At 72.6% G+C, this 12,863-nt stretch carries 14 protein-coding genes; 8 read left to right on the forward strand and 6 right to left on the reverse strand.

Annotated features, from left to right (window positions below; genetic code table 11):
• The 6 genes from Ade02nite_RS08425 to Ade02nite_RS08450 form a co-directional block, all read left to right on the forward strand.
• On the forward strand, positions 1-446 hold a 446-nt coding region (locus tag Ade02nite_RS08425; RefSeq protein ID WP_239168630.1), incomplete at its 5' end, for a methyl-accepting chemotaxis protein.
• Positions 447-581: 135 nt separating this feature from the next.
• Entirely contained in the window at positions 582-1,700 is a 1,119-nt protein-coding gene (locus Ade02nite_RS08430; protein WP_239168631.1) for an ABC transporter substrate-binding protein, read from the forward strand.
• Positions 1,693-2,586 carry an ABC transporter permease gene (locus tag Ade02nite_RS08435; protein ID WP_203760985.1) on the forward strand — a complete coding sequence of 298 codons (894 nt, stop codon included), beginning with the start codon at positions 1,693-1,695 and terminating at the stop codon, positions 2,584-2,586. The genes Ade02nite_RS08430 and Ade02nite_RS08435 overlap by 8 nt, the downstream gene beginning before the upstream one ends.
• Positions 2,574-3,392, forward strand: coding sequence for an ABC transporter permease (locus tag Ade02nite_RS08440; RefSeq protein WP_203760986.1), 819 nt, complete (start codon positions 2,574-2,576; stop codon positions 3,390-3,392). The genes Ade02nite_RS08435 and Ade02nite_RS08440 overlap by 13 nt, the downstream gene beginning before the upstream one ends.
• Complete coding sequence (locus Ade02nite_RS08445) at positions 3,389-4,411, forward strand: ABC transporter ATP-binding protein (protein WP_203760987.1); 1,023 nt, start codon at positions 3,389-3,391, stop codon at positions 4,409-4,411. The genes Ade02nite_RS08440 and Ade02nite_RS08445 overlap by 4 nt, the downstream gene beginning before the upstream one ends.
• 55 nt (positions 4,412-4,466) lie before the next feature.
• On the forward strand, positions 4,467-5,255 hold the full coding sequence (locus Ade02nite_RS08450) for a M15 family metallopeptidase (protein ID WP_203760988.1): 789 nt from the start codon (positions 4,467-4,469) through the stop codon (positions 5,253-5,255).
• Between the two features lie 8 nt (positions 5,256-5,263).
• On the opposite strand, the gene Ade02nite_RS08455 is transcribed toward Ade02nite_RS08450, so the two are convergent.
• Genes Ade02nite_RS08455 through Ade02nite_RS08465 form a run of 3 tightly spaced genes read right to left on the reverse strand, consistent with a single transcriptional unit; the run spans position 5,264 to position 8,465 of the window.
• The gene (locus tag Ade02nite_RS08455; RefSeq protein WP_203760989.1) at positions 5,264-6,124 is read right to left on the reverse strand and encodes a class I SAM-dependent methyltransferase; all 861 of its coding nucleotides are present in this window, start codon (positions 6,122-6,124) and stop codon (positions 5,264-5,266) included.
• Positions 6,121-7,350: an amidohydrolase family protein gene (locus Ade02nite_RS08460; protein ID WP_203760990.1), complete on the reverse strand. Its 1,230-nt coding sequence runs from the start codon at positions 7,348-7,350 to the stop codon at positions 6,121-6,123. The genes Ade02nite_RS08455 and Ade02nite_RS08460 overlap by 4 nt, the downstream gene beginning before the upstream one ends.
• Positions 7,351-7,409: 59 nt before the next feature.
• Complete coding sequence (locus Ade02nite_RS08465; protein ID WP_203760991.1) at positions 7,410-8,465, reverse strand: amidohydrolase family protein; 1,056 nt, start codon at positions 8,463-8,465, stop codon at positions 7,410-7,412.
• 174 nt (positions 8,466-8,639) lie between these two features.
• Here Ade02nite_RS08465 and tsaA point away from each other — a divergent pair, with 174 nt between their 5' ends.
• Both tsaA and Ade02nite_RS08475 read left to right on the forward strand, forming a co-directional pair.
• A complete protein-coding gene (tsaA, locus tag Ade02nite_RS08470; protein WP_203760992.1) occupies positions 8,640-9,041 on the forward strand; it encodes a tRNA (N6-threonylcarbamoyladenosine(37)-N6)-methyltransferase TrmO in 402 nt (133 codons plus the stop codon).
• Positions 9,042-9,106: 65 nt separating this feature from the next.
• A complete protein-coding gene (locus tag Ade02nite_RS08475) occupies positions 9,107-9,601 on the forward strand; it encodes a YfbM family protein (RefSeq protein ID WP_203760993.1) in 495 nt (164 codons plus the stop codon).
• Here the strand turns inward: Ade02nite_RS08475 and Ade02nite_RS08480 are convergent.
• The 3 genes from Ade02nite_RS08480 to Ade02nite_RS08490 all read right to left on the reverse strand — a co-directional run bounded on the left by Ade02nite_RS08480 (position 9,585) and on the right by Ade02nite_RS08490 (position 12,807).
• Positions 9,585-9,896 carry a putative quinol monooxygenase gene (locus tag Ade02nite_RS08480; RefSeq protein ID WP_203760994.1) on the reverse strand — a complete coding sequence of 104 codons (312 nt, stop codon included), beginning with the start codon at positions 9,894-9,896 and terminating at the stop codon, positions 9,585-9,587. The genes Ade02nite_RS08475 and Ade02nite_RS08480 overlap by 17 nt on opposite strands.
• 22 nt (positions 9,897-9,918) lie before the next feature.
• Positions 9,919-11,124 (reverse strand): pentapeptide repeat-containing protein, encoded by a 1,206-nt coding sequence (locus Ade02nite_RS08485; protein WP_203760995.1) that lies wholly within the window; start codon positions 11,122-11,124, stop codon positions 9,919-9,921.
• Positions 11,125-11,217: 93 nt separating this feature from the next.
• Complete coding sequence (locus Ade02nite_RS08490) at positions 11,218-12,807, reverse strand: glycoside hydrolase family 15 protein (protein WP_239168632.1); 1,590 nt, start codon at positions 12,805-12,807, stop codon at positions 11,218-11,220.
• Positions 12,808-12,863: the final 56 nt, after the last annotated feature.

Raw genomic sequence — 12,863 nt, forward strand, 5'->3', positions numbered from 1 at the left:
TGCTCGCCCTCAACGCCACCATCGAGGCCGCCCGCGCCGGCGAGGCCGGCAAGGGCTTCGCGGTGGTCGCCAGCGAGGTCAAGGACCTCGCCCAGGAGACCGCCAAGGCCACCGAGGACATCGGCACCCGGGTCGCCGCCATCCAGGCCGACACCAGCGGCGCGGTCGAGGTCATCTCGCGCATCTCCGAGGTCATCGCCCAGATCAACGACTTCCAGACGACGATCGCCTCGGCCGTCGAGGAGCAGACCGCCACCACCGGCGAGATGAGCCGCAGCATCGCCGAGGTCGCCAACGGCTCGTCGCGCATCGCCGGCAACATCGCCGACGTCTCGGCGGCGAGCGCCACGTCGGTGCAGGGGGTCGAGCAGACCCGGCAGGCCGCCGAGGAGGTCGCGCACACCGCCGACGAGCTGCGCCAGCTGGTGGGCACCTTCAAGTTCTGACCACTGCGCAAGCAACCTTCCTAAAAATTTGCACAAGCGCCGCGCCGTCTTTCACGGCGCGGCGCTTGATCGTTCTCCGGCCCTCTCAAGATCACCCAGCGCGCACCGGCACGGTGCGCCCAGAGAGGGAAAACGGTGCGTACTTTCCAGCGCTCGGTCGCCGTCACGCTGGCGGCCACGACGATTGCCGCGATCGCGGCCTGCTCCCCGCCCGAGAAGGAGAGCGCGTCCGCGTCGAGCAGCGCGGCCACCGCGACCAGCGCCGCCGACCTCGGCGGGATGGACGCGCTCGTCGCGGCCGCCAAGAAGGAGGGGCAGCTCAACGTCATCGCGCTGCCGCCGGACTGGGCCAACTACGGCGAGATCATCAAGGCCTTCGGCGACAAGTACGGCATCAAGGTCAACTCCGCGCAGCCGGACGCGTCCAGCCAGGACGAGATCAACGCGGCCAACCAGCTCAAGGGCCAGGACAAGGCGCCGGACGTGTTCGACCTCGGCGGGTCGGTCGCCAGTGCCAACACCGCGCTGTTCGCCCCGTACAAGGTCAGCACCTGGGCCGACGTGCCGGACAGCCTCAAGGACGCCAACGGCACCTGGACCAACGACTACGGCGGCTACATGTCGATCGGCTACGACAGCGCCAAGGTTCCCGCCCCGGCCGGCGTGGCCGACCTGCTCAAGCCCGAGTACAAGAGCAAGGTCGCGCTCAACGGCGACCCGACCCAGGCCGGCTCGGCCTTCGGCGCCGTGCAGATGGCCGCGCTGGCCACCGGCGGCTCGGCCGACGACATCGCGTCCGGCGTCGACTTCTTCGGCAAGCTGAAGAAGGCCGGCAACTTCCTGCCCGTCGACCCCACCCCGGCCACCGTCGAGTCGGGCCAGACCCCTGTCGTCTTCGACTGGGACTACCTCAACGTCGCGCAGGCCGCCAAGGTCAAGACCTGGAAGACCGTCGTGCCGAACGGCGCGGTCCTCGGCTCCTACTACGTCCAGGCGATCAGCAAGGACGCCCCGCACCCGGCCGCCGCGCGCCTGTGGCAGGAGTTCCTCTACAGCGACGAGGGCCAGAACCTGTGGCTCAAAGGCGGTGCCCGCCCGGTGCGTGCCGAGGCCATGCAGAAGGCCGGCACGATCGACAAGACCGCCTACGACGCGCTGCCGAAGATCGAGGGCACCCCGGTGATCCCGACCGAGGCGCAGAACACGAAGGCGAAGGAGACCCTCTCCGCGAGCTGGGCCAAGACCATTGGCTGAGGTCGTCGCGGCCGCCCCGCAGCGCGTGGCCGCCCGGCCACGGCTGCGGGGCACCGCCCTGCTCGGCACGCTGCCGTTCTTCGCCTACGTGACGATCTTCCTGATCATCCCGACGCTGGTCGTGGTGATCGGCGCGTTCGCGGACGACAACGGCGGCGCCACCCTCGACAACATCGAGGCGCTCGGCAACCAGTACATCCTGGACGCCTTCGGCCGCAGCATCGCGCTGTCGGCGATCAGCGCCCTGGCCGGCGCGGTGCTCGGCGCCGTGCTCGCGTACGCCCTGGCCACCGCCGCCCCGAACGGCCTGCTGCGCCGCGCCGTGACGGCCGCCGCCGGGGTGCTCGCGCAGTTCGGCGGCGTCACCCTCGCCTTCGCCTTCCTGGCGACCATCGGCCTGTCCGGCTTCGTGACCGTCTTCCTCCAGGACCACGGGATCGACATCTACTCGGGCGGCGTGTGGCTGTTCGAGCTGCCCGGCCTCACGCTCGTCTACACGTACTTCCAGATCCCGCTCATGGTGATCGTGTTCCTGCCCGCGCTCGACGGCCTGCGCCCGCAGTGGCGCGAGGCGGCCGAGAGCCTCGGCGGCACCACGTGGCACTACTGGACCCGCGTCGCCGGGCCGCTGCTCGGGCCCGCGTTCCTCGGCTCCGCGCTGCTGCTGTTCGCCAACGCCTTCTCCGCGTACGCCACCGCGGCCGCCCTGGTGAGCCAGGGCAACCCGATCGTGCCGCTGCAGATCCGCAGCGCGCTGACCAGCGAGGTCGTGCTCGGCCAGGCGAACGTCGGCAAGGCGATGGCGCTCGGCATGGTGATCGTGGTGTCGGTCGTGATGGGGCTCTACACCCTGCTGCAGAGGAGGACGGCGAAATGGCTGGGGTGATCGCCCGCCGCGCCCGCAAGCAGCGCGCCCTGCGCTGGGCCGTGCTGATCGTGCTCGGCGTGTTCTTCCTGCTCCCGCTCGCCGCCATGGTCGAGTTCTCCACCCGTGACCCGGGCACCTGGCCGCTGCTGGCCGACTGGCCCAAGCTCAGCGCCACGTACCCCGACCTGGCCGACGGCATCGTGGCGTCGCTGCTCCAGGCGGCCCTCACCGCGCTGCTCATGCTGCTGCTGCTCGTGCCGACCGCGGTGTGGGTGCGCCTGCGGCTGCCCCGGCTGCGCCGGTTCGTCGAGTTCCTGTGCCTGCTGCCGCTGACCATCCCGGCGATCGTGCTGGTGGTCGGGCTCGCGCCGGTGTACGCGTGGGTCACCTACTTCCTCGGCGGTTCCTCGGTGACGCTCGTCTTCGCGTACACCGTCCTGGTCCTGCCCTATGCCTATCGCGCGATCGACGCGGGACTGTCGGCGATCGACGTGAGGACGCTCGCCGAGGCGGCCCGCAGCATGGGCGCGGGCTGGGCGACCGTCATGGGGCGGGTCGTGCTGCCGAACATTCGCTCGGCGGTGCTGTCGGCGGCATTCCTGACGGTGGCGCTGGTGCTCGGCGAATACACGATCGCGTCGCTGCTCAACCGGACCAACCTCCAGGTCGCCATCGCGTTCCTCGGCAAGAGCAGCGCGACGATGTCGGTGGCCGTGTCGCTCACCGCGCTGGTGCTGGCCTTCGTGCTCCTGCTGCTGCTGTCCCTGTTCGGCAGGGCTTCCTCCCCCGCTTCCCCGACCGCCTCCAAGGAGCCCGCCGCATGACCGGCGTCGCCGTACACCTGAAGGGCCTGCGCCGGACGTTCGGCTCCGTGCACGCCCTGGACAACCTGGACCTCGCCATCGCCCCCGGCGAGCTCATCGCGCTGCTCGGCCCGTCCGGCTGCGGCAAGACCACCGCGCTGCGGGTGCTCGCCGGCCTGGAGGACGCGGACAGCGGCCAGGTGCTCGTCGACGGCAGAGACATCACTCCGCTGCCGGCGAGCAAGCGCGACATGGGCATGGTGTTCCAGGCGTACAGCCTCTTCCCCCACCTGAACGCGCTCGACAACGTCAAGTTCGGCCTGTCGCTGCGGGGCCGGTCGCGGTCCGCCACGCGCGCCCAGGACATGCTGGACCTGGTCGGGCTCGGCGGTTTCGCGGCACGCTTCCCGCACCAGCTCTCGGGCGGCCAGCAGCAGCGTGTCGCCCTGGCCCGCGCCCTGGCGATCGAGCCGCGGGTGCTGCTGCTCGACGAGCCGCTGTCGGCCCTCGACGCGAAGGTGCGCGTGCAGCTGCGCGACGAGATCCGCCGCATCCAGACCGAGGTCGGCACCACCACCCTGTTCGTCACGCACGACCAGGAGGAGGCTTTGGCGGTCGCCGACCGGGTCGGCGTCATGCGCGCCGGCCGGCTCGAGCAGCTCGCCGCGCCCGCGGAGATCTACCAGTCCCCCGCCTCCGCCTTCGTGGCCGAGTTCGTCGGCCTGTCCAACCGCCTCCCCGGTACGGTGGCCGGCGACGAGATCGAGGTCCTGGGCCACCGCCTCCCCCTGATCACCCCCGCCTCGTCGCCGCCGTCCGCGACCGCCCTGGTGCGTCCCGAGTCGGTGCTCGTGGAACCCGACCCGGACGGCGAGGCGCGGGTGCTGACCACCAGCTTCCTCGGCCCGATCAGCAAGGTCACGGTGACGGTCGGCGAGGTCGTAGTGGTCGCCCAGGTAGCCAGCGACCGCCTCGCCTCCCTGCCGGCCGGCGCCCCCGTCCGGGTCACCCTGGCGCCCAGCCCCGTCGCGTTGGCCTGACGTTTTTTCGCGTTTGCCTGCGGCCCGCCGGGATCTCTTCGTACGGTCGGAAACCGTGCTGAAGAGATCCCTGGCAGCCCTCCTCCTGCTGGTGTGCTTCGTCGCGCCGGCCCGCCCCGCCGCCGCCGCGACCGTGTGGCACGTCGTCCGCCCCGGCGACACCCTGGCAAGCGTCGCCCGCCTCTACGGCCACACCAAGGCCGAGCTCGCCCGCTGGAACCAGCTGCCACCGGCCACCACCGTCCAGGTCGACGGGGTGCTGCGCCTCGACCCGCCGCCGGTCCTGCTGCCGCCGTTCCGCTCCCACATCGAGTCGGTCACCCCCGGCATGGTCAACTGGAACCCGCTGAAGCGCTGCCCCGTCCTGCCCAGCAACCTCCGCAAGGTCTGGGTCTCCTACATCGACTTCCAGGGCGCCCACCACGACGGCAGCATCGTCGTCCGCGTCGACGCCGCCCGCCGCGTCCGCGAGATCTTCCGCACCCTGTACAACTGGCGCTTCCGCATCATGGGCATGGCACCCATGCGGGTCAACGCCCCCGCCCAGACCAACATGGCCACCGTGACGGCCGGCTACAGCTGCCGCAACGTGGGCGGAACCAAAATCTGGTCCGAGCACGCGTCGGGAACGGCCATCGACATCAACCCGTTGCAGAACCCGATGATCCGCGGCGCCAGCATCTCCCCGGCGGGCTCCGCCGCCTACCTGAACCGCGACCGCTACCTGATCGGGATGCTCCACCCCGGCGGGGCGGCGCGAGCCTTCCTCTGGAGCGGCTATCACTGGGGCGGCTATTGGCGAAGCCTGAAGGACTACATGCACTTCAGCCTGTCGAACCGCTGACGCCCGGGTCAGCGCCTCCCCTCGTACAGCCAGACCTTGCCCGCGCCCGGGGCGCCGAACGCCGGTGGGATCGGGCGGCCGGTGGCGCGGCCGAGGGTGGCCAGGTCGGTGACGTTCGTGGGAGTCCAGCCGTGGCCCGTGAGGACCTGCGCAGGGTGGCGGCCGACCAAGCCGTACGCCCAGCTGGTGGAGAGCCGGCGCCAGGTGGCCCGGTCCGTGTCGTCGAGGTGGTCCCACGGGACGTCGGCGTCGGTGAAGCGGCGGCTGTAGTGCTCGCCGAGCAGGACGCTGCCGGGGGCGGCGATCGTGGTGACCTGGTCGAGCAGGGCGTCGGCCTCGGCGTCGGTCAGGTACATGAGCAGGCCCTCGGCTACGAAGACCGAGGGCTGCCGCGGGTCGAAGCCCGCCTGGGCGAGGGCCGCGGGGAGGTCGCCGGACGTGAGGTCGGCCCTCACCTCGGCGCGGCGGCAGGTGGGGGTGGCGCCGAGGGTGCCGAGCACCTCGTCCTTGAAGGCGAGCAGGGCGGGGCGGTCGACCTCGTACACCGTGGTCGACGGGGTGAGGCCGAGGCGGTAGGCGCGGGTGTCGAGGCCGGCGCCGAGCAGCACGACCTGGCCACACGTGGCGGTGGCGCGCAGCACGGCCTGGTCGAAGAACGGGGTGCGCTGCGGGATGTAGAACTCGAACACCGCCCACAGCGCGGAGGCGCCGCGGCCGGCCGGATCCGGCGACGCTCCCCTGTGGGCGGCGACGAAAGCGGCCGCGTACGGATCGGTGACCAGCGCGTCGCCGGCGCGGCGGGTCTCCTGGGCGCGGCTGTCGGCGGTGAGCAGGGCGGTCCAGCTCACGTCGGGTCGGTGCGGGGTCATCGGGCCTCGAATCGGGAGCGGGGGTAAGGAACGCCGCGCTTGATGGTCGTCTCGACCGTGCGCAGATTGCTGATGTCGGCGTGCGGGTCGGCGGTGAGGACGACCAGGTCGGCGAGCTTGCCCGGTTCCACGGAGCCGCGCGTGGCGCCCTCACCGGCCGCGCGGGCGCCGGCCAGGGTTGCCGCTCGCAGGGCCTCGGCGGGGGTCAGGCCGCCCTCGGACACCAGGTATTCGGCCTCGTCGTGCAGGGCGGGGTACGCGGCCTCGTCCGGGGTCTCGTAGTCCGTGCCGGCGCAGATCTCCACGCCGGCGCGGTGGGCCTCGCGGATGAGCAGCGCCGTGGTGCGGGCGTCGTCCTCGGTGAAGCCTTCGGCGTGGGCGAGCAGGGAGCCGGTGGCGTCCAGGATGGTGCCGTTCGCACGCATGGCGGCGAGCACATCCCGTACGGATGCGTCGGCACCTGAGCGGAAACGGTGGTGCTCGATCGGGACGGCGGCGCGCTCGGCGAAGGACCGCACGACGGTGGCCGCGCCCTCGTAGGCCAGCAGGGTCGCGTGGGAGAGGACGTCGGCGCCCGCGCGGACGAGATCGCCGGGGCCGGCCGGGAAGACCGCGGCGTGCGCCCAGACGGCGAGGCCCTGGCGGTGCGCCTCGGCGGCGATCGCGTGCACGAGCGGGGCGGGCAGGTCGGCGTAGATCTTGACGGCGGTGGCGCCGATGCCGCGGGCCATGGCGACGGCCAGCGGAAGGTCGGTGCCGGGCGTGACGGCGCGCATCCACGGTGTCTCGCCGGGCACGGCGCCCCGGGTGGCGGCCGCGGTGCGCGGGTCGGTGAAGAACGACGGGCCGGCGAACAGGGCCGCGGTGCGCAGGTCGGGCGCCGGGATCTCGCCGGTGAGCGACGCGCGGGCCAGGTCGGCCACCTGCCGCAGGTCGTCGCCGAGGATCCGGGTGAGCGTGATCCCGCCGTACAGCTGTCGCCTGAGGATCTTCTCGGCGGCGACGCGGTCGGGCGGCGTGGCGATGTGCTGGTGCGCGTCCACCAGCCCGGGGATCATGTACCGCCCGGTCAGGTCGACCACGTCCGCGTCCGGTGGCACGTCGCCGTCCGGGCCCAACCAGACGATCTCCTGGCCGTACGTCATGACGGTCGTGCCCTCGCGCGCCGGCCCGCCGTGGCCGTCGAGCAGGGTCACGGATCGATAGGCGACCGGTCGTGGTGACACGACGACGATCATGCGCGGGCGCGGCCGGGCGCGGCCAGGTGCTTGCCCGGCGGGGCAGTTCAGGGTGTACGCGGGGGAAGCCGGCGCCCGCGCAGGATCACGGCCCGCGGCTTGTCGAGCACCCCGAGATCGCGCCGCGGGTCGCCGTCGAACACCACCGCGTCGGCCGGCGCGCCGTCGACGAGGCCCGGCAGGCCGAGGTAGCCGCGGGCCCGCCACGACGCGGCCGCGATCGCGTCGTGCGCGGGGACGCCGGCGGTCACCATCGCGCGGATCTCCCGGGTGATGCCGCCGTGCGGCCGCGTGTCCGTGCCGGCCAGCACGGTGACCCCGGCCTCGACGGCGGCGGCGGTCAGGGCGCCGTGCGCGCTCGCGCCGGGCACCTGCCAGTGGGTGGCGCCGCGCGCCGGGTCGGCGAGGATCTGCCGCAGCGCCCAGGTGATGACCGACAGCGTCGGCGTCAGCGCGATGCCCCGCTCCGCCATCAGCGGCAGCAGCGCCGGGTCGAGCCCCATGCCGTGCTCGAGGGAGTCGACGCCCGCCTCGACCGCGGCCGCCCCGCCCTCGGCGTGTTGCGAGTGGACCGCGAGCCGCCCGCCGGCCGCGTGCACCCGGGCGACGGTCTCACGCAGCACGTCCACCGGGAGCACGTCGTCGCCGGCGCGCCAGTCGACGACCACCTTGGCCCAGCCGGTGCGGCCGGCCTGCTCGGCGGCGACCGCGGGCAGGTCGACCGGGTCCGGCCGGCGGCCCCAGCCCTCGAAGAACTGGCCCTGCTGCGCGATCCACGGCCCGGCGTGGAACGCCCGGGGACTGTCCTCGTCCCGGCCGAACCAGCCGGGCGGGTCACCGGCGAGGCCGGGCGCGCGGATCAGCGTGACGCCGGCCTCGAGGTGGGCCCGCAGGTCGGCGCGCAGCACGCCGTCGTCCAGGGGCCGGCCGAGCTCCTCGGCGCCGGGGTGGGTGTGCGCGTCGACCAGGCCGGGCAGGATCCAGCCCTCGGCAACCAGCTCGGCGCGGGCGACCGGGTCGGTGGTCCACCGGTCGCCGTCGGCGTAGAGGTCGATGGGCTCCCCGTCGGGCAGGGCGAAGCCCCGGATCCGCAGCACTGTCATCCGGGCATTATGGCGCCGCACGCGGAAGAGAGTGTGCCCGTCGACCGTGAGGCGCATGGTGCCGTCCGCTCCCCGCCGGCCAGGAACGTATGGTCCCCGGCCCGCCGCCCGGCTCCTCCACTCGGACGGCGCTAGGGTGGCGGAAAATCCATTCCGGCCTTCGAGGACGGCGACATGACGTACGAGATCCGCCCCATCGGCATCGTCGAGTCGACCCTGACCGACCGGGCGACCGCCCCGAAGCAGGGTGTGGAGGGAGCGCCCGAGTCCTGGCTGGTGCTCGACCCGGCGATGGCCGCGGGGATCGCCGACCTCGCGGCGGGCGACGACGTCTTCGTCCTCACGTGGCTGCACCTGGCCGACCGCTCCGCGCTGACCGTGCGCCCGCGCGACGACCCGCGCAACCCGCTGACCGGCGTCTTCAGCACCCGGTCCTCGGACCGGCCCAATCCGATCGGCTTGCACCGGGTGCGCGTGCTCGCCGTCGACGGCCCGCGCGTGCGGGTCGCCGGCCTCGAGGCGGTCGACGGCACCCCGATCGTCGACCTCAAACCGGTCCTGGACGCGACGCGGTAGCCCGCTTTCTGTCGTACCCCCGCGCCATACTCGGCGCCACGAACCGCGAAAGGGGAGGACGCGTCATGGGGTGCCGCGGGGTGTTGTTCGCGCTGACCGGGGAGCAGGACGCCGCCCTGGCCGCCACGGCCGGCGACGACGAGGTGATGGACTTCGTCGAGCAGATCGAGGAGGCCTGGGACGAGCCGTGGCTGTGCGAGGTGGACAAGTCCTGGGACGCGATGCACCGGTGCCTCAGCGACGGCACGCTGTGGCTCGGCCCGCGCACCGGGGAGCCGCTGGAGCTGGCGCTGCTCGGGGGCGGCCATCACCACAAAAGCGAGGACTACATCGTGGCGCATGTCCTCGCCGGCCAGGTGCCCGCGGTGGCCGCGGCGCTCGAGGGCGTCGGCCGGCAGTGGCTGCGGGAGCGCTACGACCGCATCGATCCTGGCGACTACCAGGGCGTCCTCGACGACGACGATTTCGAGTACACGTGGTACTACCTGACCGAGGTGCGCGACTTCTACAAACGCGCGGCCGTCGCCGGCCGGTCGGTGGTGTTCACGGTCGACCAGTGACGCCCAGGCCGCCGATCACCTCGGTCTCCTGGCTGAAGAAGTCGCCGGCCAGCATCGGCATGGCCTGCGCGATGGCGGCGCGGGTCTCCGGCAGGTGCAGCGAGTCGTCGTGGTGCTTCTTCGACTGCCAGACCTCGGTGACCCAGATGGTGACCTCGTCATCGACGGCGGCGCTGACGACGTACAGCTCACAGCCGGCGGACTTGAGCCCGTCGGCGCCGCTCGTCAGGATGGCGATGACCTCGTCGCGGCGGCCGGGCTGGGTCTTCATGGAGGCGATGTATCCGTAGGGCACGACGCCATCATCACACGGGCGCTCACAGGCCTTTCGTGGTGGAGTCGGTCCTGGCGCCGCTGAAATCGATGGTCTTCAGGCCGGAGCCGCCGGGCATCCAGAAGTCGTATTCGATGCCCTCCTCGTCGTGCAGGCTCATGTCGGCTCGCGCGAAGTCGGCGCCGCGCAGGTCCGCGCCGGCGAAGCGGGAGCCGAGCAGGTAGACGGTCTCGAACGTGGCGCCGCGCAGGTCGGTGCCGCGGAAGTCGGCGTCGACGAGATCGGCGGGCGCCATCCGGTAGTCGCCGTCGGCGCCGGGATAGTAGCGGCCACGGATCTCGGCGCCGGAGAGGTCGAGGCCGCTCAGGTCGAGCGCGGCCGTGCCGGGACCGCCTCGCGGCTCGATGAGGGCGTTCAGCGCGGCCTGGCAGTCCGGGGCGCGCACCGCGAGGGGCCGCGGCTTCGCCGGGGACCGCTTCGGCGAGGGGGCGGCCGCGCGCCTCAGATAGGACGCCAGGACCTGGAACACCACCTGTTCGTGGGGGCCGTCCTGCTCGCTCACCTGCACGAGGGTGTGGATGCCGCCGAGGCGCACCTCGATCCGGTCGCTGCCCAACTGGTCGACGGCGCGGCTGAAGCGGTCGCTCACCTGGCCCTGGCGGGTCAGCTCCTGCGCCTCGCGGGCCTGCTGCCGGTCGTCGCCGAGCTGCTGCAAGGCGATCACCGCGCCGGCCAGGACGGCCAGGCCCGCGATCGACTGGAGGGCGGTGCCGCGCATGTCGTTCTGAAGCTTGAGCCGGGCGTCGCCGAGCTCGATCCGATCGCGGTCGCCGAGCTTGCGGATCACCGAAGCCGGCAGGGCGGGCGCGAGCCGGCGCGGCAGCACCACGATCCAGGCGGCCAGCAGACCGGCGATGGTGAGAACAAGCGCCGTCAGCGCCGCCCGGCCGAATCCCGCGAAGCCGAGACCGAGGTAGGCGGCCACGAACGTGCCGGCGGCGAGGCACAGGCGGCGACCGGCGGACGGTAACCGGCGCCGGGCCACCACAAAGAGCGTGAAGGCCAGAGCCGCGGCGCACGGCACCGTCCAGAAGGACGCCGCCTGGACGCGCAGGGCGAACGCCATCACGAAGAAGTCGCCGCGGCGGAAGCGCAGGACCACGATCAGCAGCGGGGCCGCCGCCCAGACCGCGGCGACGGCACGCCAGGAGAAGAGCCACCGGGGTGGCCACTTGAAAGACCGGGGCACCACGCGTCACCGCCTCCAGAAGACCGTCTCCCCTCAGGCTCGGTCGCGCCGGGGTGCCGGCAGGCGGCTTCGGCGAAGCACAACCCGGGCGGGCTACTTGAGCCCTTCCCGCACGCGGGCCTCGGTGGGCGCCAGCGCCGCCGTCAGGGTGCGGGCCGTGTCGATCAGCGGGACGTGGCTGAACGCCTGCGGGAAGTTGCCGACGAGGCGGCCTGCCTCCGTGTCGTACTCCTCCGACAGCAGGCCGACGTCGTTGCGCAGCGCCAGCAGGCGGGCGAACGTCTCGCGCGCCTCGTCGTGGCGGCCCATCAGCGCGTAGTTGTCGGCGAGCCAGAACGTGCACGCCAGGAACGCGCCCTCGCCCGGCGGCAGCCCGTCCACGTCCGTGCCGTGATGCTGGGTGTAGCGCTGCACGAAACCGTCGACGATCAGGTGCTCCTCGATGGCGGCGACGGTGCCGGCGACGCGCTCGTCGTCCGCGGGCAGAAAACCGACGAGCGGGACCATCAGCAGGGCGGCGTCGAGTTCCTCGGAACCGTAGTACTGGGTGAAGGTGCGGCGCTCGGCGTCGTACCCCTTGTCGAGGATCTCCGCCCGGATGTCGTCGCGCAGCCGGGTCCAGCGCTCGCGCGGGCCGGGCAGGCCGAACTCCTCGACGGCCTTGACCGCGCGGTCGGCCGCCACCCACGCCATCAGCTTGGAGTGGACGAACTGCCGCGGGCCGCCGCGCACCTCCCAGATGCCCTCGTCGGGGTCGCGCCAGTGCCGCTCGACGAAGTCCATCAGCTTGCACTGGAGGCCCCACGCCGGGTCGTCGGCCTTCAGACCGGCGCGCCGGCCCTGGTGCAGCGCGTCCATCACCTCGCCGTAGACGTCCAGCTGGAACTGCTCGGCGGCCGCGTTGCCGATCCGCACCGGGTTGCCGTCGTATCCGGTCAGCCAGGTCGCGACGTACTCGTCGAGGCGGCGCTCGCCTGCCACCCCGTACATGATCTGAAGCTCGGAGGGGTTGCCCGCGATCGCCCGCAGCAGCCATTTGCGCCAGGCGGTGGCCTCGCTCTGGAAGCCGGAGTAGAGCAGCGACTGAAGCGTGATGGTCGCGTCGCGCAGCCAGCAGAAGCGGTAGTCCCAGTTGCGCACGCCGCCGAGCTTCTCGGGCAGGGAGGTGGTCGCGGCGGCGACGATGCCGCCGGTGGGTGCGTAGGTCAGGGCCTTGAGGGTCAGCAGCGAGCGTACGACGGCGTCGCGCCACTCGCCGTCGTAGGTGCACGCGGACACCCAGCCGCGCCAGTAGCCCTCGGTGACGCCCAGCTCCTTGACCGGGTCGACGGGCTCGGGCGGCGGCAGGTGCGACGGCCGCCAGGTGAGCACGAACGGCACGGTCTCGCCGGGGCCGACGGTGAACTCGGCGCGGGTCGACATGTTCTCGCCGCGCGTTTCGACCGGGGTGCGCAGCCACGCCGCGTCGGGGCCGGCCACCGCGACCAGATCGCCCTGCTCGCGGTAGACCCACGGCACCACGTGCCCGTAGTCGAACCGCAGGCGCAACTCCATCGTCATGGCGACCCGGCCGCGCACGCCGGTGACGATCCGCACGACCGAGGGCGCCTCGGTGTCGCGGGGCGGCATGAAATCCGTCAGCCGGACAACACCGTCAGCCGTCTCGAACTCCGTCTCCAACACGAGGGTGTCTTTGACATACCGCCGTCTGACTGTGTACTCCGCGCTCGCAGCTGCGT

The sequence above is a fragment of the Paractinoplanes deccanensis genome (assembly GCF_016862115.1).
In the GTDB taxonomy this organism is placed as follows: Bacteria; Actinomycetota; Actinomycetes; order Mycobacteriales; family Micromonosporaceae; genus Actinoplanes; species Actinoplanes deccanensis.